Here is a 21,245-nt window from a genome sequence, read left to right as displayed (position 1 = left end):
AAAACCAACCCAGCAACAAACCAAGATCAGGGGTCAGACGCAAACTATAGTTGATGTTAAACCTTAAAAATTTTTTAAATTTTTTTCATTCTACCCTTGAAAGAAACGTTATTGCCCCCATATGCCTGTCATCAGCGATGAATATGGACTCCCTATTCATCGCAGGAATGTCAGAGAATACTCTGAACGTGTTAACCAACCAGGAGATACAAGTATGAAGATTCGTCCATTACACGATCGTGTTGTTGTTAGACGTCTAGAAGAAGAGCTAAAAACAGCCGGTGGAATTGTAATTCCCGATAGCGCGAAAGAAAAACCAATGCAAGGTGAAGTCGTTGCTATTGGCGCCGGTAAAGTGCTGGAAAATGGCGATGTGCGTGCCTTAGCGGTCAAAGCTGGCGATGTTGTTTTATTTGGCAAATATTCTGGCACCGAAGTCAAAATTGACGGTCAAGAACTAGTCGTGATGCGTGAAGATGACATCATGGGTGTTGTTGAGAAGTAATTTTATTTATTAAGGAGATAACACAATGGCTAAAGATTTAAAATTTGGTGATGAAGCTCGCCAACAAATGCTTGCTGGTGTAAATGCATTAGCAAACGCTGTACAAGTGACTATGGGTCCACGTGGCCGTAACGTAGTTTTAGAAAAATCTTACGGTGCACCAACCGTTACCAAAGATGGTGTTTCTGTAGCGAAAGAAATTGAGTTTGAAAACCGCTTTGAAAATATGGGCGCGCAAATGGTCCGTGAAGTGGCTTCTAAAACATCGGATGCTGCTGGTGACGGCACAACCACTGCAACGGTATTAGCTCGCTCTATCTTGGTTGAAGGCCACAAAGCGGTAGCAGCTGGCATGAACCCAATGGATCTAAAGCGTGGTATTGACAAAGCAGTAATAGAAATTACCAAAGAATTGAAATCAATGTCTAAGCCATGCAAAGACAGTAAAGCAATTGCTCAAGTGGGTACCATTTCTGCTAACTCTGACGAAGCAATAGGTTCAATTATTGCTGAAGCGATGGAAAAAGTTGGAAAAGAAGGCGTTATCACGGTTGAAGATGGCAACAGCCTTGAAAATGAATTATCTGTGGTTGAAGGTATGCAGTTTGATCGCGGGTATATTTCTCCATACTTCGTCAACAACCAACAAAATATGTCAACTGAACTGGAAAGTCCGTTCATTTTATTGGTTGACAAAAAAATCGCGAACATTCGTGATATGTTGTCTGTGCTGGAAGGTGTTGCAAAATCCGGACGTCCTTTATTGATTATTGCTGAAGACGTTGAAGGCGAAGCATTAGCGACATTAGTTGTTAACAACATGCGTGGTATTGTTAAAGTCTGTGCAGTTAAAGCGCCAGGATTTGGTGATCGTCGTAAAGCCATGTTGCAAGACATTGCTATTTTAACAAGCGGCCAGGTGATTTCTGAAGAAATTGGCAAGAGCTTAGAAAGCGCTACTTTAGAAGATCTTGGTTCTGCTAAGCGTGTGGTTGTCACCAAAGAAAGCACAACTATTATCGATGGCGAAGGCAAAGCTAAAGAAATCAGTGCTCGTATTTCTCAAATTCGCGCTCAAATGGAAGAAACTTCTTCTGACTATGATCGTGAAAAATTACAAGAGCGCGTTGCTAAGCTTGCTGGTGGTGTCGCTGTGATTAAAGTGGGTGCTGCAACTGAAGTTGAAATGAAAGAGAAGAAAGCGCGCGTTGAAGACGCATTGCATGCAACTCGTGCTGCTGTTGAAGAAGGCATTGTAGCTGGTGGTGGTGTTGCCTTAGTTCGTGCTCAAAAAGCATTGAAAAACTTAAAAGGCGATAACCATGATCAAAACATGGGGATTGATATCCTACGTCGCGCTATCGAAGCCCCACTTCGCCAAATCGTTTCCAATGCCGGATACGAAGCGTCAGTTACCATCAATAAAGTGGCTGAAAATAAAGGTAACTTTGGCTTTAACGCAGCAACTGGTGAATACGGTGATATGGTTGAGATGGGTATTCTTGATCCAACTAAAGTTACTCGCACCGCTCTGCAAAATGCGGCTTCTGTGGCTAGCTTAATGTTAACAACTGAGTGTATGGTTGCTGACTTGCCTAAGAAAGAAGCGGCTGCTCCTGATATGAGCGGCATGGGTGGAATGGGAGGCATGGGCGGCATGATGTAAGCCACCGCTTCCACTTCCTAAAAGCCTGCTTATGAAACCATAGGCAGGCTTTTTTTTGCCCTAAAGCGCGTTCCTTTTTTATAAACCACGCTCCTTTTATCTTAGAAAAAACAGTGAAAGTCCGTAGCAATCCTGTAGCAAGCTCGTTTCAAGCAAGTTAAGCCATATCATGATATGGCATCACAAAGTGAAAGAAATTATCTTGAACCTATTGCTTAAATAGGGCACGATAAGTTAAGCAAACGCTTATCCTGCGATTGTATGGAAAGGAGCCCACAATGAAAAATAAAGTAATATCAAATGGAATTATCTTATTTTGGGCATTTTGGTTTTCATTAGTTTCCTTGTCTGATTTTACAAACTTTTTGCAGCGCTTTGGGATCGTATCTCCAAACTTTAGTTTCTCTTCAAAAAATTATTCATTGGTAGTAAAAACCTTATCGGTTTATCACCTTCAATATGAATTTTTATCCCTTACGGTTTTTTTTTATTAATTGCATGGTCAGTTTTGATTGCGTATGCGTTTTGGAGATCCATTTGGTCGTTTAGTTCTAAAAATATTTCCACAGCGTTTATGCTCAGCTTTGCAATGACTGCATGTTTTATTTTATTAGATGAAATATTTATAGAGTACGAATTCGAACACATTCATATACTAAGACTCAGTTTACAACTTATTAGTTTCTTAGTTTTTTATGTTACTGAACCACGCCTAAAATTTCCCTGAACGCACCAAGCTTAAAAACTTCGCTCTTAAACGTCGCTATCGCCGTTAAGTGATCAATGCGGGCTTGCTATTTTTGAATAATATCAACTATCCTGTAAAAGTTGATTGTTATTTTTCAAAAATATCCTGAAGGATGCTTTAAGGCATTTTTTTTACAGGGTTAACTATTACAGGAGTTGGTTATGAGTGATCTGGTTAAGAAATTATCTATTCTTCTTGCTGATACTTATGCTTTATATTTGAAAACTCAAAACTACCACTGGCATGTAAAAGGGCCTCAATTTAAATCTTTGCATGAGCTTTTTGAAGTGCAATATCGTGAGTTAGCCGAAGCTGTGGATGAGGTGGCTGAACGAATCCTAATTAAAGGTCACAACGCGCCAGCTACGTTTGGTCAATACGAGCAATTAAAAACGTTAAAAGATGGTGATTCAAACTCCACAGCAAATGAGATGGTGACTGAATTAGCCAATGATCATGGCCAATTGGTAAAAGACTTGTATAAGGCAATGGATATGGCGCAGAGTGATAATGATGAGGGAACGGTTAATTTACTGTCGAATCGTATTGAAGCGCATGAAAAGTATCGCTGGATGTTAGGGGCATCGAGAGAGAATGCATAATGGCCAAAGTAGAACTTGAAACAAAGAAAACAAGTACTAAGACCAAGGCGTTAAGGGTAGTGATAGCAATCATTGTTCTATTGCTGGTGTATTTACTATTTTTCACAGGCGATAGAGCTTCTGATAAAATTATTCGTGATGCTAGCGCTCCAGAAGTTAAAGCCCATGTTGAGCTTCCTAAAGTAGAGAAAGCGTTACCTTTGAAGCAAGATATAAAAAAAAATAACGAATAACCCCAAACTTCCCTCGAGCTGTGCTTTAAAGCACAGCTTGAGGTGGAATATATTCTTCATCATTGACTAGGACGTGTCCTCAATTGAAGCCCACTTTTTCACCACATGAACCCATTAATCCAACCAATATGATTTTTTAATGACCTTAAAGACCTGATTTCGCTCGCCATTCAAATCATTGAAATGAACTTTTCCCCATCTCATGTAAAATTACTGGATTTATAGGGATGATTTTAAAGTGGCTCGATGTGTTTTAACGGATGAAATTTGGGAACAGATTCAACGAACTATGAAGTTATTTGGATGTCACTGCTGGAAAAATGACCGTAACATCATGGAAGCAATTATTTGGAAGTTAAGAACAGGAGCACCTTGGAGAGATATACCAGAGTCTCTTTGCCCATGGACAACAGCATGAATTTTGGTGCTAAGACCGCCAACGCTAGAACCGATTGCTTCCGAGGCTTTGTCGTAACCGCTTCTCATCGCATCTTGATGTACTTTTATAATAGAGCCATCAAGCATGTGCCATTCGTGATCGCCATCTTTTTTTTTAATTCCGCCAATATCACCCTTTTTCGACCAGTTGTTATAACGATTATAAACACTGTTCCAGTGACGATAGTCTCTTGGCAAATCTCGCCATGCAGCACCAGTACGAAGCAGGTCCGACCCGGTCACATCGGTAACAAATATGACCGGGTCGGACCCACGACTCAAACTCTTAGCGCGGGAGAGGGGGCAGATCGAAGTAAAACTGAAACATCTATGCTCAGATTAAGAGTGAGAAGATTGCAAAAAACTTTAGGGACGTTTCCTAAGAGGTTACTTACACCAGATGGTCATCGATTACAAAGCATTAAATAAAATGCGATGAGTGCCTATGGACATCAAAATTCCAAAACCTGCTAGAAATGTGACCATGGCGGTACCTCCATAACTGACCAAAGGTAGTGGTACTCCAACGACTGGAATTAAGCCCATAACCATACCAATATTTACAAATGCAGAAAGAAAAAAAGTAATGGAAAGACTGGCGGCAAGTAAACGAGTGAATGTCGTTTGGGCTTGTTTTGCAATATGCAAGCCTCTTAGAGAAATCATAATAATTAATAAAATAATGATAACACTCCCTACAAATCCAAATTCCTCGCCAGACACCGCAAAAATAAAATCAGTAGCATGTTCCGGTAAGAAATTTAAATGAGATTGACTACCTTCTAGCCAACCTTTCCCAATAGCGCCCCCTGAACCAATAGCAATTTTTGATTGAATAATATGATAACCAGCCCCCAATGGATCATTTTCTGGATTTAGAAAAGTAATGATTCTTTGTTTCTGATAATCATGCAGGATATGCCAAAAAAAGGGAGCAGCGCTTCCAATGATTGCCGCAAAAAATAAGATAATGCGCATCGGAATGCCAGCCAAGAACACCACGGATAATCCTGAAAAGATTACCATGATCGCAGTACCTAAGTCTGGTTGTTTAGCAATGAGTAGGGCGGGGATAAAAATAATCAAGGCGGAGTAACAAAGCATTTTAAGATTAACGGGATATGAGTTCCTATCAAAATACCAGGCGGTCATCATAGGAACCGCCAGTTTCATAACTTCAGAGGGTTGGAAGCGAAACAGGCCAAGGTCAAGCCATCGCTGGGCGCCTTTACCAATTTTACCCATGGCGATAACAGCAATCAATAAGGTTAGACCAAGTCCATAGATCCAGGGCGTCCATAATTTGTACTTATGGGGCGGGATGAATGCAAAGACCATCATAATCCCAAACGCTACAACGAGTCTTAATGACTGTCGAATAAGCATACTTATATTTTCGTTTGATGCACTATATAAAATGATTAACCCAAGCAGAACCAGTAAAAAAATTAACCCCATTAGTGGCCAATCCACATGTAATGCCTTCGGGGTAAATCGATAAACAGGCCTTGCAGTATTTATTTTCATGATGATTCAGTCCCAAAATAAGCATCTAACACTTTACGAGCAACTACTGACGCGACAAAATCATTTTCAACCAAAACCGCAATAGCAATTTCTGGTTTTTCTACTGGGGCAAATGCAATAAATAAGGAATGGTCTCGGAGTGCCTCGGGAATTTCATGGTAGCGCTTTTTCTCATATTGATTACCACTAAAGACTTGAGCGGTACCTGTTTTCGCGGCCACAGTATAGGGAGCATGATGTCCGAATCGGTGACCAGTACCACCTGGAGCAACCACGCTTTGCATTGCTTCAGCGATAATGGCCCAATAACTATTGTCTTTTAATTGAATGGGGTATTCCTCAAGAGGCTTGTAGGAATGCTCATGGCCTTGATCTTGCACAGTTTTACTCAATAAATGGGGTCGAAATTTCCGACCCTTTGAGCTCATAGCCGCGGTTGCATTAGCTAATTGCAGCGGAGTCGCCAACATGAAACCTTGTCCAATGGAGGTAATGATAGTATCTCCAGGATACCAGACTACCCCGCGGCTTCGTTTTTTCCAGCCTGGACCTGGAACAATTCCTGGTAATTCTTCCAATAAATCAATATGCGTTGACTGGCCGAAGCCAAATTGCATGAGAATATCTTCAATTGCAGAAATTCCTAATTTATTTCCTAGTTGATAAAAATAGGTATCACAAGAAACCATGATCGCTTTTTTCAAGCTGATGATGCCATGCCCTACACGCTTCCAATCACGATATTTATGACTGACACCAGGAAGGCGGTACCATCCGGGATCAAAAATTTTAGTACCGGGCGTTATGATGCCTTTATCAAGTCCTGCTAACGCTAAAAAAGGCTTTACGGTTGAGGCAGGAGGATAAAGCCCACGTACAGCACGATTATATAGGGGCTTATCTGGGGCATTCGCTAATTTCTGATAATTGGTTTTACTAATTCCATTGACAAACAGATTAGGATCAAAGCTAGGGGAGCTCACCATTGCTAAGATGTCCCCATTTTGGGTGCTCATGGCAACGACTGCTCCACGTTTGCCTATTAATGCGTTATAGGCTGCTTCTTGCAGCTTTACATCTAGGGTGAGATACATTTTCTCGCCTGAAATAGGAGTTTGTTTGCTTAGAACGCGCAAAGTCCGTCCACTGACATCAGTTTCTACTTGTTGATACCCTACTTGACCATGCAACGTGTTTTCATAAAACCGCTCAATTCCTGTTTTCCCAATAAAATTGGTGGCACGGTAATTGGTGAAGTCAACTTGCTGTAACTCTTTTTCATTGATCCTGCCCACATAACCCACTATATGTGCGGTAATTTCTCCCAAAGGATAATACCGCATCAATCGGGCTTTAATGCTTACTCCAGAAAACTGGAATTGATTGCTCGCAAAAATAGCTACATCTTCTGGGGATAATTTTAATTTAAGAGGAATTGGTGTAAACGAACGATTTTGGCTGCGGGCGCGTTTGAAGTGTTCGATATCTTCTTCGGTAATCGACGGAATGAGTTCTTGTAATTTAGAGAGCGTTAAATCAAGGTGTTTGACGCGTTCAGGAACAATTTCTAGAACATATACAGGTATATTATCCGCCAATATGACTCCATTTCGATCTAATATGATTCCACGAGGAGGGGCGATGGGGAGAATACTCATCTGATTTTTTAGAGAGAGGGTTGCATAACGTTTGTATTCTGAAAGCTGTAAATAGGCTAGGCGTAAAATTAGAACGCAGGATAAAACAATAAGAATAGCGACTAACAGACTAAGCCGAAAGCGATGTATTTGAGATTCTTGGCGATCGTTTTTAACGGAATGTAAATCCATATTACCTAGAAAAATATTTAAGAAAACGGCTTATGAAATTTTGGTTAACCTGTTGCTTTTGGCTACTATATTAACCTAAAAAGCAAGAACTGCCCAGATCAATTACTTTTTAAACTTACAATTGCTTTGCTAGCGTTCGCAAAGACGAATCTATGAAAAATTGTACCGTACAAAGCTTGTTTAAGTGAGTCTAAGGGGTCTAGGAAATTTTGATCGATTGTGTTGCTCTTTACGTATAAGCTCTTAAAGCGCTTAGAAAAATAGTTACTTATGATAAGGATGGTTCTGTAATATAGACCAGGCTCGATAAATTGCTTCTAAAAAGACAATCCGAGCCAAAGTGTGGGGAAGAGTAAGTCTGGACAAGGACCAACGTTCTGCACTTTTTGCAATTAATTCGTTTGGTAATCCCTCTGGTCCTCCGATTAAAAAGCATAGATGGCTGTTGATATGCTGTAATTGCTCAATTTTTTTAGCAAGTTGTTCGCTCGTGAATAGTTCACCTTGGATATCTAATGCAATTAATCGAGCACTAGTTGGGATGGCCGCTTCAATGGCTAGTTTTTCTTTTTCAAGAATACGAGGCAAATCAGCTGATTTTCCTCGTTTCTGTAAAGGAAGTTCAATTAAGGAAAGGGTAACCCCATCCTGAAGTCGCTTTGAAAATTCATTTACAGCCTCATCGACCCAGCGGGGCATCTTACTACCAATAGTGATGAGCGTAATTTTAAGCATTAGGAGCTTTGCCAAAGACCTTCTAAATTGTAAAACGCCCGGCTATCTGGTTGCATTACATGCAAGATGAAGTCCCCAAAATCAATTAATGCCCACTCTCCAAGTTCAAGGCCAGTACTGCTGATAGGAGGATGTGCTACAGATTTCATTGTTTCAACGGTTTGTTCAGCAATAGACTTTACGTGGCGAGATGATCGGCCAGTGCATATCACCATATAATCCGTGATTGTGGTTTGGTTTCGAACATCAAGAACTGTGATATCGGAAGCTTGCATGTCTTCCAAGGCAGTGAGCAGTTGATCCAGAGGTGCGTTATAATTGGCCATAAGGTGAATTAGTTATCCTGTTATTAGAAGTATAGACCGGCGCGGAGTATAACAGGATTTGAATCGATAGACAAAGAACCCTGGTAGAGCTATGCCTGTTTTTGAGTCATTAAAGATCGAATAACGAAATTTAAAAGAATGCTAATTAACGTTGCTCCTATCAAAAGATAAAGCATGTGAGTAAACGAAGCAGCGTATTCTGTTTTTAATTCGGCAATGGTTAATAAGTCGAGCTTTTCTTTCGGAATGGCAGCAATGGTTGCAATGCGACCAGATAGAAACCCACCCATTCCTAAGGAGACAAAGAATATTCCTACCATGGTGCTTACTCTCTTGTTGCTGGAAAGCAACGTCATGGCTGCGAGCCCAATGGGAGACAGCAATAATTCGGCCAGCGCGATCATTAAAAAAGAAGGAATAAAGTAGAGCGGAGTTAGTAGCCCAAAGCCTTTATCTAAGGTACAGGCTACAATGAGAAATAGGTAAGCAACAGTCATGCATACCATTGCGAGTACAAATTTATTTCCAGTTTGAATTGTTCGTTTATGAATCGTAATTTGTTGTGAATTTTTGCCGAGAAACAATCCCAAGACAATCATTCCAACGCTTTGTACTGCGACATAGTAGGGAGGAGGAAATGGAAGTCCAAATAATGAAGGTTGGGTAATGCGTTTTAGAAATACCATAATGGAAGAAAACATCTGAAAATAAAACGACCAGAACATCATTGAAATCAGACATAATAGACCAATAACCATCGTTTGGCGCGCTTGTTGTCCTGTTTCTTGCATAATAGTTATAAGCAAATAGGCTACTGAGAATAAAGCGATGCAGGTAAATAGAATTTTAGCTAGGGCAGAGTGGCGTAAAATGTAAAACGATCCAAAATACAGGGCTACTATAATGACCAATGCTGAAAATACTTTTTTAAGGGTATGTTTAGAGGGAGAATAATCTTTAATAGCATAATGCTTTATGCCATAGGAGAAGATTATAATAGCAAAGATCATACCTACAGCTGCACTGAAAAACGCTGCTGGCCATCCTTTTTCGGATTGAATATAACTGGGTAGGGTAGTGCCTAGTATGATTCCCGTCGTTATTCCCAAGTAAAAAATCGTAAATCCTCGTTCTCGTCTTGGAGAATCATCATGATATTCATTCCCTAGCAAGGAAGAGATATTGGGTTTGAGAAGACCAGTCCCTACAGCGATTCCTGATAAGGAGTAAAATAATCCAATTATGTTGGTCCAATAAGTCATCATAAGATAACTACAAAAAAGGACGACGGCCCCAATAATTATGCTTAACTTTTGACCCAAAAGTCGATCGGCAATCCAACCTCCAATCACGGGAGAGAGATAGGTTAAGGCAGTAAACGCACCAATTAAAGGATAGGTACGATGATCTCCCCATTCGAAATGCATGACCAGATATAGCACCAAGAGGGTATGCACGACATAAAATCCATATCGCTCCCACATTTCAGTGGCGAAAAATATTTTTAAGGAAGGAGGATGGTTGGAGAGTCCGTTTTGCACAATCGTACTTCTATGTGTTAAAAAAGATCAGTTTAACATAGCTGTTCTATTTTCCACAATTAAGCCTTGAGATTTCACAGCAAGATCACCTCATTAAAATATGGCGATGCTCAATGTTTCACTGAGCATGGCGTAAAACTAGAGTTTATAGTTGACCATGGTGTATAGTGCCATGCATAAATATTCATGGAGAAGATGAATGTCAAAGACCAATGAAACGCCATTAATAAGAGCCCCACGTGGCCTTGAACTACGAGCGAAAAGCTGGTTAACCGAAGCACCCCTTCGAATGCTGTGTAATAATCTTGATCCAGAGGTGGCTGAAAATCCTTCGTCGTTAATTGTGTATGGCGGACTTGGAAAAGCCGCGCGTTCTTGGGAATGTTTTGAAACAATTTTAGATACCTTAAAAGAACTTGAAGAAGATCAAACGCTATTAATTCAGTCTGGTAAACCCGTTGGCGTTTTTCAAACCCATGAAGATGCGCCTCGGGTTTTAATTGCCAATTCAAATATTGTTCCTCATTGGGCAACCTGGGAACATTTCAACGAACTGGATAAAAAAGGGTTAATGATGTACGGTCAAATGACGGCCGGAAGTTGGATTTATATTGGTTCGCAGGGAATCGTACAAGGAACTTATGAAACCTTTGTTGCAGCTGCCAAAACACATTACCAAGGTGATTTATCGGGTCGATGGATATTAACCGCAGGACTTGGAGGAATGGGGGGAGCGCAACCTCTTGCGGCAACTATGGCTGGAGCCAGTATGCTTGCAGTTGAATGCGATCTCGAACGCATTGAAAAACGAATCAAAACCCGCTATCTCGATCGTTATACTGATAAACTTGATGAAGCATTGGAATGGATTAATAAAGCTTGTTCGGATAATGAGCCTATTTCGGTAGGGTTATTAGGCAATGCAGCTGAAGTCTATCCTGAGTTACTTAAACGCGACGCTAATCCTGCTTTAGTCACCGATCAAACCAGCGCTCATGATCCTTTAAATGGATACTTACCTGCAGGCTGGACACTAAAACAAGCAGAAGAAGCTAGAATTTACAATCCTGAGAAAGTCATTGCCGCGGCGAAAAACTCTATGGCGATTCAGGTCAAAGCAATGCTAGCGTTTTTAGATAAAGGAATTCCGGTGTTTGATTATGGAAATAATATACGCCAAATGGCTTATGATGTCGGAGTAAACAATGCCTTTGGCTTTCCAGGCTTTGTTCCTGCCTATATCCGTCCTTTATTTTGTGAGGGGATAGGGCCTTTTCGCTGGGTCGCGTTATCGGGTGATCCAGAGGATATCTACGTGACGGATGAAAAAGTAAAAGAGCTTCTTCCCGAGAACTACCATTTGCATCAATGGCTGGATATGGCTCGTGACAAAATTTCGTTTCAAGGCTTACCCGCAAGAATTTGTTGGGTAGGATTGAAAGATCGGGCACGTTTAGGGTTGGCGTTTAATGAGATGGTTAAATCAGGTGAACTTAAGGCTCCTATCGTAATTGGCCGCGATCATTTAGATTCAGGCTCCGTAGCTAGCCCCAACCGGGAAACAGAATCGATGCTTGATGGGAGTGATACCGTCTCCGATTGGCCATTATTAAATGCGCTCTTAAATTGTGCTAGTGGCGCGACGTGGGTTAGTATTCATCATGGTGGTGGAGTCGGCATGGGCTATTCACAACATGCGGGTCTGGTTATCGTAGCAGACGGCACGGAAAAAGCAGCCAACCGTTTGAAGCGTGTGTTGACCAATGATCCTGCTACTGGTGTGATGCGCCATGCCGATGCAGGTTATGAACTGGCAAAGCAGAGCGCAAAAGAAAATAATTTATGGTTGCCTATGGAAGGAATTAGGACCCTTTAAATAATTGAGTATTTTTAATGGTTGAAATTTATACAGATGGGGCGTGTAAGGGTAATCCTGGACCTGGTGGATGGGGCGTTTTATTGCGACATAAAGGGGCTGAAAAAACATTGTACGGTGCCGAACCTCAAACCACCAACAATCGCATGGAGTTAACAGCAGCGATTAAAGGTCTTGAAGCATTAAATAGACCCTGCCAAGTGGATCTTTATACCGACTCTCAATATCTACGCTTGGGTATGTCGACCTGGATTGTCCAGTGGAAAAAAAATAATTGGCGTAATTCGAAGAAAGAACCAGTGAAAAATGCTGATTTATGGCAAGCACTAGATGGATTAGCTCAAAAACACACGATTCATTGGCATTGGATTAAAGGCCACTCAGGTCACCCAGAAAACGAGTTGGCAGACGAATTAGCTAATAAAGCTATAGAAGAATTATTATAGGTGCACGTTATGCGTCAGATTGTTTTAGATACAGAAACAACCGGAATCGGCCCCGAACAGGGTCATCGCGTGATTGAAATAGGATGTGTGGAAATCGTTGATCGCGCCCTAACTGGCAAGCATTATCACGTTTATTTAAATCCAGATAGAGAAGTGGATGAGGGGGCATTCCGGGTCCATGGCATTAGTACTGAATTTTTACAGGATAAGCCAAGATTCAATGAGATTCTTCAGCAGTTTATTGCATTTGTCGATGGGGCGGAATTAATTATTCATAACGCGCCCTTTGATGTAGGATTTTTAAATTCAGAATTAAAATTGGCTAATTGGCAAAACTCATTAGAAACACATTGTCGTATTTTAGACACTTTAGTCATGGCCCGACAAAAACATCCAGGCCAGCGAAATAGCTTAGATGCATTGTGCAAGCGCTATGAAGTTGATAATTCCAATCGTGAGCTTCATGGGGCTTTATTAGATGCTGAAATCCTAGCTTGGGTTTATCTCGCCATGACTGGGGGACAAGTAAGCCTATTTGCTGAGTCGACCCAAAGCGATACTGAATTAAACAAAAATACCCATAAACCCGTCCAAGCCTTATCCAATCATTCTCCGGTGATTACAGCAGATAAACATGAGTTAGCGCAACACCAAGCTTTTATTGAATTCATTGCCGACAGATCTGGTATTAATCTATGGGACATCCAAAATAATTCCTAGGCAACGGATGAGTCCATATACGTTGCCTAGATGAGTAAAAAATTTATCGTCTTTATTAACTGAACTTTGGCCATTTGCTGTTTTGTCATCCCCGCGAAGGCGGGGATCTATCTTTTTGTTTAAAACAGTACCTAATGATGCATGGTTCCTCGCCTTCGCGGGGATGACAAATAGCTTTTTAGAACAAAAAAATGGACTTTATTTCAAAATGGCCAAAGTCCAATATTAACAAACCTGAACCATTTGTACTATATTTAATCAATAAGGCGATAAAAAAATGGATTACTCATGGAAGAAAAGAATCTCAACATCCTACGAAATGGAATGCTCAGTGTGGCACTTGCTTCTTTAGTTTTCATATCTACCGCTAATGCGTCGAGCGAGTCTCGTGAACCTAATCAAATCATAGCGGGCACACAATTAGCAACAAATACCTTTATTTATAATCCCAGAACATTGACTTGGAAAGCCGTTAAAAATGGAAAAGTCATTCGATCAGGTAAGGGATCTGGAGGAAGTAAATATTGTAAAGACGTCAAACGAGCCTGCCGGACGCCCAGTGGAACCTATAACATCATTAGTAAACGGGGGGCTAACTGCCGCTCCAGCAAATATCCCTTAGGAAAAGGGGGAGCACCAATGCCATATTGCATGTTTTTTAGTAAATACTATGCCATCCATGGGTCACCGGATGTGCCTAACTATAATGCAAGCCATGGCTGCATACGTGTGAAGCCTTCAGCAGCAAAGTGGCTTTATAACAATTTTTTGAAAATAGGTTCAAAAGTAATTGTAAAATCCTATTAAGCCACCTGAATTTTGATCAGAAATTACTCATTATAATTGTCAAAAGACCCTACTAATCTTCTTCATCGTAACTGCTCGCCTCGATGTAAAACTCTTAAAAAACGGTCGAATTTGAGTGCAGGTTGAACGAAATACGGCTGTTTCTAAGAGAGGAGTAATTAGTTACTCCTCATCAACACTATGCTCTTCATCAATACTAAATGAGGAGCCACACCCGCAGGTTGTTTTAGCATTTGGATTTCGAATAACGAATTGTTCTCCCTGAATGCCTTGTACGTAATCAATTTCAGCTTCTTTTAGATACTGATAGCTCATCGAATCAATGAGAAGTGCCACAGACTGTTCACCATCAGTGCACGCTTGTTCAATAATCACATCATCCTCCTGAATGCTTTCATCAAACGTAAACCCATATTGAAAGCCTGAGCAGCCACCGCCCGTAATATAGACTCTTAAATGTAAGTTTGGGTTTTCTTCTTCTGCAATCAAAGAAGCGACTTTGTCTGCTGCACTAACGGTGAACACAACATTTGGTGTGATTGGTGATGCATTAATAATGCTCATAATAGTTCCTCAAAAGTCAGGGGTCGTAAAGGAGACAATTTCGTCCCGTTATTAACATTGGACTTTGGTCATTTTAAAAATGAGCCAGCAAGTGTCTTCTTTACGAACGAAGTGCGGCAATCCAAAACTATTTTCAATAAAAGTACCAAGCTGGATTGCTTCGCTAACGCTCGCAAAGACGCATTATTAAACAATTTTGTAAAAAATGGCCAAAGTCCAATAACAAAGGTATAAGTATAAGTATACTTGATTAGCGAATAATTTGTTCGATTGTCGCACCGCCCAAACATTGGTTTTTATGGTAAAAAACCACATACTGACCTGGAGTAACGGCACGTTGCGGGTCAGCAAACATGATGTAATGATGATCCCCTTGTTTAGGAGACACAACACACGCTTGTTCAGACTGGCGATAGCGCGTTTTCGCATAACAAGTGAGCGGTAAATCGGGCTCAGATTCGGTTAGCCAATGAATAGTCCCACATTTAAGTCCTTGGGAATAAAGCATCGGGTGTTGGCTGCCTTGTGCCACGATTAATGTGTTGTTAGCCGTGTCTTTATCTACAACATACCAAGGCTCATCACTGCCAGCCTGAGTCCCGCCAATACCAAGACCTTGGCGCTGGCCGAGCGTGTAAAACATTAACCCATCATGACGACCGATGACTTGCCCCAATGCCGTTTTTATTTCGCCAGGTTTAGCCAGCATGTACTCATTTAAAAAAGATTTAAAGCGCTTTTCGCCAATAAAGCAAATCCCCGTCGAATCTTTTTTTGAATGCGTGACTAGATTTTGTTCTTTAGCCATTGCTCGAATCTGGGGCTTTAAATAATCACCCACGGGAAAAAGAGTTTTAGCAAGAGCAGTTGGATCAACTGCGTGTAGAAAGTAAGTTTGATCTTTTTCTCGGTCTTTCGCTTTAAACAGCACGCCTATAGAACCCTCTTTCTTGACGCGTGCGTAATGGCCGGTCGCAATGAAATCAGCTCCTAACGTCAGAGCATGATTTAAGAACGCATTAAACTTAATTTCTTTATTACATAGGACATCAGGATTAGGAGTGCGGCCATGCTCATATTCATCTAAGAAATGATTAAACACCCGTTGTAAGTATTCTTCAGAAAAATTGGCCGTGTGCAATGGAATGTTTAATTGATCACATACGGCCTTGGCATCGGCCAAATCGTTCGCTGCTGCACAATACCCGTTACGATCATCTTGTTCCCAATTTTTCATGAATAGGCCTTCAACGGTATATCCTTGTTCTTTTAATAACCAGGCCGCGACGGATGAATCCACTCCGCCAGACAGGCCTACAATGACTTTGCCTTTCATAATCAAGTTCAAAATGTATAAAATTTGCCTATTTTACGCTATACTTTGCACGGATACAATGAATGTTGTTTCATTTAAAGCAATTCGCAGCGCTTTGAATAATCTTGATAGCAAGGGTCATCGACCACGAGCTTCATGCATGGCTTCTGACGGGTTTTGCTAAAGCTATCTGGGCCATAGAGCTTAACCGCACAGGGCTCTCAGGACTGGAATTGTTGCTTCATTTTTAAGGTTTTATTGACATGGAGAATATCTGATTCATGAAAATTTTTTTACCGAAGTTTGCTAAAGAACAAGCACTTCAGGATGTTGAATTAAAAATCAAAGAACGCTTGCCTACTCATGTAGAAGGTCCGTGCACAATTCACTGCGACTTAAGCGCCCGGGTTTATGAAGAGGGCTATTATCTTTTAACGCTAAAGATTAAGGCAAACATTGTCTTAGTATGTCAGCGATGTTTACAGACGTTCCCTTATGAGTATAAGAATCAAGTTGAAATTGCGGTCTGTGATAACGAGCAAACTGCTGAAAAATTGATGTCTCATTATGAATGCATTGTTAGCCCTAATTATCAATTGGATATAATTGAAGTATTAACCGACGATTTGCACTTAAATCTTCCTGAAAAGCACCTGGAATTGGTTAAATGTGATCTAGAAATGCTCGCTATTATTGGGGAACGTTCCTAAAGTTTCCTTAATCAATCTCGCAATAATGGTTATTTTTATTTCATTAAGACTATGGTTGGCGCTTTTGGTGTATTTTTTGATGCATACAATTTGTTCTTTGCGATGATTAAAAAATCAAAAAAATGATAAAGGTTCAATAAGTTGCTGAATTTCTCTACCCAGAAGCGATTTTTTTCAGGTATAATATGTGCCAACAATACTTGGATTACAAGTAAAAAGCCGGTAATATTCCGGCCCTTAGAAAACAAATTGTTTAGGAGTAATACAATGGCTGTGCAACAAAATAAAAAATCACGATCAAAACGCGATATGCGTCGTTCACATGATGCATTAACAAAGCCAACGCTTTCTGTTGATCCAACCACAGGTGAAACACATCGTCGGCACCATATTACTGAAGATGGTTACTATCGCGGTCGTAAAATTTTGGAAACCGAGAACGTTTACGAAGCTGAGTAATGTCTTTGAATACCATTACCATTGCGATTGACGCGATGGGCGGGGATCATGGATTGCCTGTAGTGATCCCAGCTTGCATTCGTGCGATTCAAAAAAACTCGGATTTAAGACTTATATTGGTCGGAGATCAAGCTAAAATTACTCGTGCGTTAAAAAAGCAAGGTCAGGCGTCCCATAGCCAGATCTCGATTGTTCATGCATCAGAAATCGTGACCATGGATGAGTTGCCTTCTCATGCCTTGAGGAACAAAAAAGACTCATCAATGCGCGTGGCAATCAATCAGGTTAAAGAAGGAAATGCACAGGCTTGCGTTAGCGCTGGTAATACCGGAGCCTTAATGGCTACGGCCCGTTTTGTTTTAAAAACTTTGCCAGGTATTGATAGACCTGCCATTATTGCGGAGCTACCTACCATGAAAGGTAGGACTCGTGTCATCGATTTAGGCGCTAATGTCGACTCCTGCGCGGAGCATTTATTCCAGTTTGCAATCATGGGTTCAGCCTTAATTCAGGCTGAAGATAAGAAACCCAAACCTAAAATTGGCTTGCTAAACATTGGCGTCGAAGAAATTAAAGGCAACGACCAAGTCAAACGCACCGCCCACATGCTCGCTGAATGTAAAATTATGAATTACGTTGGTTATGTAGAGGGCGATCAATTTTATTCCGGCGAAGTTGATCTTGTGGTTTGTGATGGATTTGTCGGGAATGCAACCCTCAAAGCCAGTGAAGGGTTAGCAAAATTAATGTTATCAGTGTTGAAAGAATCCTTTAGCCGCAATTGGTTGGCAAAATTGTCTGGTATGTTTGCTTATCCTGCTTTAGCACATTTAAAAAAACGCATGGATCCCGCACGCTATAATGGCGCTAGTATGTTAGGTTTGAATGGTATCGTCGTTAAAAGTCATGGGGGCGCGAATGAAGTGGCCTTCCAGAATGCGATTGAAGAGGCAGTCTTGCAGGTAAAAAATAACGTCACTGATTTGGTAAGAAATCAAATTACAGACTTTATCAATGAAGGATTGTTATTATGAACAACGCGATCATCAGCGGCAGCGGCAGTTATCTTCCTAAGCGTGAGCTTACCAATACAGAGCTAGAAGCAACACTTGAGACCTCTGATGAATGGATTTATTCACGTACAGGTATAAAAAGTAGGCACGTTGCATCGGTAGAAGAGACAACGTCTTATATGGCGTGTGAAGCGGCTAAACAAGCGTTGAACGCTGCTTCACTTAACCCTGATGATATTGATCTAATCATTGTCGCAACTTGTACACCGGATCATTTTTTCCCAAGCATGGCTTGCCATGTACAAAAAACATTAAATATTTCAAGAACCATTCCTGCGTTTGATATTAGCGCTGCTTGCAGTGGCTTTGTCTACGCCATGGATATCGCAAACCAATACATCAAAGCAGGTAGCGCCAAACACGTGATGGTGGTAGGCAGCGAAAGCATGTCTAAAGCCGTGGACTGGACGGATCGTACCACGTGCGTTTTGTTTGGCGATGGCGCTGGAGCAGTGGTCTTAAGCGCAGCCGGTGAGGCAGGCATTTTAGGTTCCGTACTACATTCCTCCTTTGATGAAGGGAAATTATTGACGTATGCGACCCAAAGCGAGAATGGACAAAAAACGCAAATAGGTATGCGTGGCAATGAAGTGTTTAAAATCGCGGTTAACATTATGGGTGATATTGTAGATGAAGTGCTTGAAGCCAGTCATTTGCAAAAGTCAGATATCAATTGGTTGGTTCCCCACCAGGCAAATATTCGCATTATTCAAGGCATTGCTAAAAAATTATCCCTTCCAATGTCGCAAGTGGTTGTAACGATTGAAAAACAAGGCAATACCTCAGCTGCTTCTATTCCGTTAGCGCTTGACCACTCTATCCGTGAGGGCCGCATTAAGCGGGGGGATCTCTTATTACTAGAATCTTTCGGCGGTGGCATGACCTGGGGTGCCATGGTTATTCGCTACTGATTCAAGACTTCGAGGATAGGGTTCAATATGAAAACAATCAGTTTTGTATTTCCTGGGCAAGGTTCGCAATACGTTGGAATGTTAAATGATCTTGCACAAACTCATTCACTTATATCGGAGCTATTTTCTGAAGTTTCCGAGCGACTGGGTTATGATGTATGGGATCTGGTTCAAAATGGTCCTGAAGAAAAACTCAATCAAACCGAGTGTACGCAAGTAGCCATGTTAACTGCTGATGTGGCTATCTATAAAACACTACAACAACAACAAATAATACCCCCTTCCGTAATGGCAGGCCATAGTCTCGGCGAATATGCGGCTTTAGTTTGCGCGAATGCAATTAGCCTGCCTGATGCAGCAGAACTTGTCGCGAAACGTGGGCAACTCATGCAACAAACAGTTCCATTGGGAAAAGGAGCCATGGCTGCGGTTATTGGTCTGGATGATGAAGCGGTTCGCAAGCTTTGTGAGCAAGTGAGCACATCTGAGTTCTTGGTGACTCCAGCAAATTATAATGCCATAGGCCAGATTGTTATCGCAGGCCACACCCCGGCGGTTGAACAAGCGGTCTCGCTCGCGCTCGAGCAAGGCGCGAAACTGGCGAAAATTATTCCGGTCAGCGTGCCTTGTCATTGCCAACTTCTAACTTACGCGGCTGATGTATTCGCCGAAAGTTTAGAGAATGCACCCTTTAAAACCCCTGAGGTTCCTGTAATTAGCAATGTTAATTTAACTGTTTATGAATCACCTGAGCAGATTAGAACACTGTTAAAAGCACAACTTTATAAACCTGTAAGATGGGTTGAAACCATTCAGTTGATGAAGGCAAAGGGCGTTGAGTTATTAATTGAATGTGGTCCCGGAAAAGTTTTAAGCGGATTAGTAAAGCGCATCGATCGATCTCTAAAAACACTTAGCATTCACGATGAATCTAGCTTATCCGATGCCTTACGTGAAATAAATCAATAGAGGAAATCGTTTGTATGAGCAATTCACAGGATAGAACAGCGCTCGTGACTGGCGCTAGTCGAGGTATTGGCCAGGCTGTCGCATTGACATTGGCCCGGAAAGGGGCCTACGTCGTTGGAACAGCAACTAGTGAACAGGGTGCTTCTGCCATCAGCGACTATTTTGCAGAAGAAAATTTAGCAGGATGTGGCGTCGTGTTGGATGTGACCCAAAAGGAAAGTATAGAAGACTTAATGACTAAATTATCTGATGAAGACAAATTGCCAGATATTTTGGTTAATAATGCTGGGATCACCTGTGATAATTTGTTGTTAAGAATGGATGATGAAGAATGGTATCGCGTTATTGAGACGAATCTTAATTCCGTATATCGTTTAAGCAAGGCATGTCTTAAGTCTATGTTTCGAGCTCGCTGGGGTCGCATTATCAGTATTGGATCGGTGGTTGGTTCCAGCGGTAATTCAGGTCAAACAAATTATACCGCCGCCAAAGCGGGGCTAGTTGGATTTTCTAAATCACTCGCTCAGGAAATTGGTAGCCGAGGAATTACTGTTAACGTTGTTGCTCCTGGTTTTATTGATACCGATATGACCGCGTCGCTACCGGATATGGTTAAAGAAGAATTGCTAAAGCGTATTCCTTTGAAACGCTTAGGAAAAGTTGAGGACATTGCTGAAGTGGTTGCTTTTCTTGCTTCAGATTATGGTAATTATATTACCGGTGAAACCATTCAAGTGAATGGTGGCATGTACATGGATTAGGGGAAATTGATCTTAGCCAGGCCCCTTGTGGTATAATATCTTTTTACCACAATATTTATATTGCTAAATGCTACTGCAACGTGTGAATAGGCTTGCGTTATTTAGGGAATAGAATAAACTACCCGACATTAATTTTTAGATCACTCAAACAATAATTGTTTGAAACATGATTACTTTTATAACTAAAGAGGAAAAAGTTATGAGCACAGTAGAAGAACGAGTTCGCAAAATTGTTGTTGAACAATTAGGCGTAAAAGAAGACGAGTTAAAAAACGATGCTTCTTTCGTTGATGATTTAGGCGCGGACTCGCTTGATACCGTTGAGCTGGTAATGGCTTTGGAAGAAGAATTTGAAACTGAAATTCCAGATGAAAAAGCTGAAAAAATTACTACAATTCAAGAAGCAATTGATTATATTGAAGCAAACTTAAATAAAGAAGAGGCGTAATCTTTTTTACCTAGATCTTTCATACCTGAAAGATTT

The 21,245-nt window shown here is 41.1% G+C and carries 23 protein-coding genes and 2 pseudogenes; 17 read left to right on the top strand and 8 right to left on the bottom strand.

What is annotated here, in order from left to right:
- Window positions 1-214: 214 nt before the first annotated feature.
- The 6 genes and pseudogenes from groES to E1O47_RS03145 all read left to right on the top strand — a co-directional run.
- A complete protein-coding gene (groES, locus tag E1O47_RS03170; protein ID WP_133129815.1) occupies window positions 215-505 on the top strand; it encodes a co-chaperone GroES in 291 nt (96 codons plus the stop codon).
- Window positions 506-530: 25 nt separating this feature from the next.
- Window positions 531-2,171, top strand: a complete 1,641-nt coding sequence (gene groL / locus E1O47_RS03165; RefSeq protein WP_133129814.1) for a chaperonin GroEL — start codon at window positions 531-533, stop codon at window positions 2,169-2,171.
- A gap of 278 nt (window positions 2,172-2,449) precedes the next feature.
- Window positions 2,450-2,665 (top strand): hypothetical protein, encoded by a 216-nt coding sequence (locus tag E1O47_RS03160; RefSeq protein ID WP_133129813.1) that lies wholly within the window; start codon window positions 2,450-2,452, stop codon window positions 2,663-2,665.
- Window positions 2,666-3,080: 415 nt separating this feature from the next.
- Window positions 3,081-3,521 carry a Dps family protein gene (locus tag E1O47_RS03155; RefSeq protein WP_133129812.1) on the top strand — a complete coding sequence of 147 codons (441 nt, stop codon included), beginning with the start codon at window positions 3,081-3,083 and terminating at the stop codon, window positions 3,519-3,521.
- The gene (locus E1O47_RS03150) at window positions 3,521-3,754 is read left to right on the top strand and encodes a hypothetical protein (RefSeq protein WP_133129811.1); all 234 of its coding nucleotides are present in this window, start codon (window positions 3,521-3,523) and stop codon (window positions 3,752-3,754) included. The genes E1O47_RS03155 and E1O47_RS03150 overlap by 1 nt, the downstream gene beginning before the upstream one ends.
- A 238-nt stretch (window positions 3,755-3,992) precedes the next feature.
- A pseudogene (locus E1O47_RS03145) lies at window positions 3,993-4,169 on the top strand (transposase); the annotation flags it as partial.
- A gap of 167 nt (window positions 4,170-4,336) precedes the next feature.
- Here E1O47_RS03145 and E1O47_RS12470 read toward each other — a convergent pair.
- From E1O47_RS12470 to E1O47_RS03115, 6 genes and pseudogenes are all read right to left on the bottom strand, one after another.
- A pseudogene (locus tag E1O47_RS12470) lies at window positions 4,337-4,435 on the bottom strand (transposase); the annotation flags it as partial.
- 168 nt (window positions 4,436-4,603) lie between these two features.
- On the bottom strand, window positions 4,604-5,719 hold the full coding sequence (gene rodA, locus E1O47_RS03135) for a rod shape-determining protein RodA (protein WP_133129810.1): 1,116 nt from the start codon (window positions 5,717-5,719) through the stop codon (window positions 4,604-4,606).
- The gene (gene mrdA / locus E1O47_RS03130; protein ID WP_133129809.1) at window positions 5,716-7,548 is read right to left on the bottom strand and encodes a penicillin-binding protein 2; all 1,833 of its coding nucleotides are present in this window, start codon (window positions 7,546-7,548) and stop codon (window positions 5,716-5,718) included. Before mrdA ends, rodA begins: the two co-directional genes overlap by 4 nt.
- Window positions 7,549-7,812: 264 nt before the next feature.
- The gene (rlmH, locus tag E1O47_RS03125) at window positions 7,813-8,283 is read right to left on the bottom strand and encodes a 23S rRNA (pseudouridine(1915)-N(3))-methyltransferase RlmH (RefSeq protein ID WP_133129808.1); all 471 of its coding nucleotides are present in this window, start codon (window positions 8,281-8,283) and stop codon (window positions 7,813-7,815) included.
- A complete protein-coding gene (gene rsfS, locus E1O47_RS03120; RefSeq protein ID WP_133129807.1) occupies window positions 8,283-8,609 on the bottom strand; it encodes a ribosome silencing factor in 327 nt (108 codons plus the stop codon). The genes rlmH and rsfS overlap by 1 nt, the downstream gene beginning before the upstream one ends.
- A gap of 89 nt (window positions 8,610-8,698) precedes the next feature.
- Window positions 8,699-10,150 carry a peptide MFS transporter gene (locus tag E1O47_RS03115; protein ID WP_278025359.1) on the bottom strand — a complete coding sequence of 484 codons (1,452 nt, stop codon included), beginning with the start codon at window positions 10,148-10,150 and terminating at the stop codon, window positions 8,699-8,701.
- Between the two features lie 199 nt (window positions 10,151-10,349).
- Between E1O47_RS03115 and hutU the strand changes: the two genes are divergently transcribed.
- From hutU to E1O47_RS03095, 4 genes are all read left to right on the top strand, one after another.
- Window positions 10,350-12,026 (top strand): urocanate hydratase, encoded by a 1,677-nt coding sequence (gene hutU / locus E1O47_RS03110; RefSeq protein ID WP_133129806.1) that lies wholly within the window; start codon window positions 10,350-10,352, stop codon window positions 12,024-12,026.
- Between the two features lie 17 nt (window positions 12,027-12,043).
- Window positions 12,044-12,472, top strand: a complete 429-nt coding sequence (gene rnhA / locus E1O47_RS03105) for a ribonuclease HI (RefSeq protein WP_133129805.1) — start codon at window positions 12,044-12,046, stop codon at window positions 12,470-12,472.
- A 9-nt stretch (window positions 12,473-12,481) separates the two neighbouring features.
- Entirely contained in the window at window positions 12,482-13,192 is a 711-nt protein-coding gene (gene dnaQ / locus E1O47_RS03100; protein WP_133129804.1) for a DNA polymerase III subunit epsilon, read from the top strand.
- 288 nt (window positions 13,193-13,480) lie between these two features.
- The gene (locus tag E1O47_RS03095; protein WP_242601981.1) at window positions 13,481-13,999 is read left to right on the top strand and encodes a L,D-transpeptidase; all 519 of its coding nucleotides are present in this window, start codon (window positions 13,481-13,483) and stop codon (window positions 13,997-13,999) included.
- Window positions 14,000-14,161: 162 nt separating this feature from the next.
- Here E1O47_RS03095 and erpA read toward each other — a convergent pair whose 3' ends face one another.
- Both erpA and mnmA read right to left on the bottom strand, forming a co-directional pair.
- Entirely contained in the window at window positions 14,162-14,563 is a 402-nt protein-coding gene (gene erpA / locus E1O47_RS03090; protein ID WP_133129803.1) for an iron-sulfur cluster insertion protein ErpA, read from the bottom strand.
- 250 nt (window positions 14,564-14,813) lie between these two features.
- Window positions 14,814-15,899 (bottom strand): tRNA 2-thiouridine(34) synthase MnmA, encoded by a 1,086-nt coding sequence (gene mnmA / locus E1O47_RS03085; protein WP_133129802.1) that lies wholly within the window; start codon window positions 15,897-15,899, stop codon window positions 14,814-14,816.
- 260 nt (window positions 15,900-16,159) lie between these two features.
- Between mnmA and E1O47_RS03080 the strand changes: the two genes are divergently transcribed.
- The 7 genes from E1O47_RS03080 (at window position 16,160) to acpP (ending at window position 21,209) form a co-directional block, all read left to right on the top strand.
- Window positions 16,160-16,588: a YceD family protein gene (locus tag E1O47_RS03080; protein ID WP_133129801.1), complete on the top strand. Its 429-nt coding sequence runs from the start codon at window positions 16,160-16,162 to the stop codon at window positions 16,586-16,588.
- Window positions 16,589-16,855: 267 nt separating this feature from the next.
- Window positions 16,856-17,047: a 50S ribosomal protein L32 gene (gene rpmF / locus E1O47_RS03075; protein ID WP_133129800.1), complete on the top strand. Its 192-nt coding sequence runs from the start codon at window positions 16,856-16,858 to the stop codon at window positions 17,045-17,047.
- 5 nt (window positions 17,048-17,052) lie between these two features.
- Window positions 17,053-18,081 carry a phosphate acyltransferase PlsX gene (gene plsX / locus E1O47_RS03070; RefSeq protein WP_133129834.1) on the top strand — a complete coding sequence of 343 codons (1,029 nt, stop codon included), beginning with the start codon at window positions 17,053-17,055 and terminating at the stop codon, window positions 18,079-18,081.
- Window positions 18,078-19,031: a beta-ketoacyl-ACP synthase III gene (locus E1O47_RS03065; RefSeq protein WP_133129799.1), complete on the top strand. Its 954-nt coding sequence runs from the start codon at window positions 18,078-18,080 to the stop codon at window positions 19,029-19,031. The genes plsX and E1O47_RS03065 overlap by 4 nt, the downstream gene beginning before the upstream one ends.
- A 27-nt stretch (window positions 19,032-19,058) precedes the next feature.
- Entirely contained in the window at window positions 19,059-20,000 is a 942-nt protein-coding gene (gene fabD / locus E1O47_RS03060; protein WP_133129798.1) for an ACP S-malonyltransferase, read from the top strand.
- A gap of 14 nt (window positions 20,001-20,014) precedes the next feature.
- Window positions 20,015-20,761: a 3-oxoacyl-ACP reductase FabG gene (gene fabG, locus E1O47_RS03055; RefSeq protein ID WP_133129797.1), complete on the top strand. Its 747-nt coding sequence runs from the start codon at window positions 20,015-20,017 to the stop codon at window positions 20,759-20,761.
- 166 nt (window positions 20,762-20,927) lie between these two features.
- Window positions 20,928-21,209, top strand: coding sequence for an acyl carrier protein (acpP, locus tag E1O47_RS03050; RefSeq protein WP_423202751.1), 282 nt, complete (start codon window positions 20,928-20,930; stop codon window positions 21,207-21,209).
- The last annotated feature ends 36 nt before the right edge of the window (window positions 21,210-21,245 follow it).

The sequence above is a fragment of the Legionella yabuuchiae genome (genome assembly GCF_900640115.1).
Taxonomy (GTDB): Bacteria; Pseudomonadota; Gammaproteobacteria; order Legionellales; family Legionellaceae; genus Legionella_A; species Legionella_A yabuuchiae.
The sequence above is the reverse complement of the archived record's forward strand: the minus strand, read 5'-3'. Positions and strand labels throughout refer to the sequence as shown.

Coding starts and splice junctions, on each gene's coding strand:
- fabG (WP_133129797.1), top strand. CDS start 20,015: ATGAGCAATTCACAGGATAGAACAGCGCTCGTGACTGGCGCTAGTCGA.
- rnhA (WP_133129805.1), top strand. CDS start 12,044: ATGGTTGAAATTTATACAGATGGGGCGTGTAAGGGTAATCCTGGACCT.
- rodA (WP_133129810.1), bottom strand. CDS start 5,719: ATGAAAATAAATACTGCAAGGCCTGTTTATCGATTTACCCCGAAGGCA.
- rlmH (WP_133129808.1), bottom strand. CDS start 8,283: ATGCTTAAAATTACGCTCATCACTATTGGTAGTAAGATGCCCCGCTGG.
- groES (WP_133129815.1), top strand. CDS start 215: ATGAAGATTCGTCCATTACACGATCGTGTTGTTGTTAGACGTCTAGAA.
- fabD (WP_133129798.1), top strand. CDS start 19,059: ATGAAAACAATCAGTTTTGTATTTCCTGGGCAAGGTTCGCAATACGTT.
- E1O47_RS03160 (WP_133129813.1), top strand. CDS start 2,450: ATGAAAAATAAAGTAATATCAAATGGAATTATCTTATTTTGGGCATTT.
- mnmA (WP_133129802.1), bottom strand. CDS start 15,899: ATGAAAGGCAAAGTCATTGTAGGCCTGTCTGGCGGAGTGGATTCATCC.
- rpmF (WP_133129800.1), top strand. CDS start 16,856: ATGGCTGTGCAACAAAATAAAAAATCACGATCAAAACGCGATATGCGT.
- E1O47_RS03150 (WP_133129811.1), top strand. CDS start 3,521: ATGGCCAAAGTAGAACTTGAAACAAAGAAAACAAGTACTAAGACCAAG.
- erpA (WP_133129803.1), bottom strand. CDS start 14,563: ATGAGCATTATTAATGCATCACCAATCACACCAAATGTTGTGTTCACC.
- E1O47_RS03155 (WP_133129812.1), top strand. CDS start 3,081: ATGAGTGATCTGGTTAAGAAATTATCTATTCTTCTTGCTGATACTTAT.
- dnaQ (WP_133129804.1), top strand. CDS start 12,482: ATGCGTCAGATTGTTTTAGATACAGAAACAACCGGAATCGGCCCCGAA.
- hutU (WP_133129806.1), top strand. CDS start 10,350: ATGTCAAAGACCAATGAAACGCCATTAATAAGAGCCCCACGTGGCCTT.
- E1O47_RS03065 (WP_133129799.1), top strand. CDS start 18,078: ATGAACAACGCGATCATCAGCGGCAGCGGCAGTTATCTTCCTAAGCGT.
- mrdA (WP_133129809.1), bottom strand. CDS start 7,548: ATGGATTTACATTCCGTTAAAAACGATCGCCAAGAATCTCAAATACAT.
- E1O47_RS03095 (WP_242601981.1), top strand. CDS start 13,481: ATGGAAGAAAAGAATCTCAACATCCTACGAAATGGAATGCTCAGTGTG.
- E1O47_RS03080 (WP_133129801.1), top strand. CDS start 16,160: ATGAAAATTTTTTTACCGAAGTTTGCTAAAGAACAAGCACTTCAGGAT.
- groL (WP_133129814.1), top strand. CDS start 531: ATGGCTAAAGATTTAAAATTTGGTGATGAAGCTCGCCAACAAATGCTT.
- rsfS (WP_133129807.1), bottom strand. CDS start 8,609: ATGGCCAATTATAACGCACCTCTGGATCAACTGCTCACTGCCTTGGAA.
- acpP (WP_423202751.1), top strand. CDS start 20,928: ATGATTACTTTTATAACTAAAGAGGAAAAAGTTATGAGCACAGTAGAA.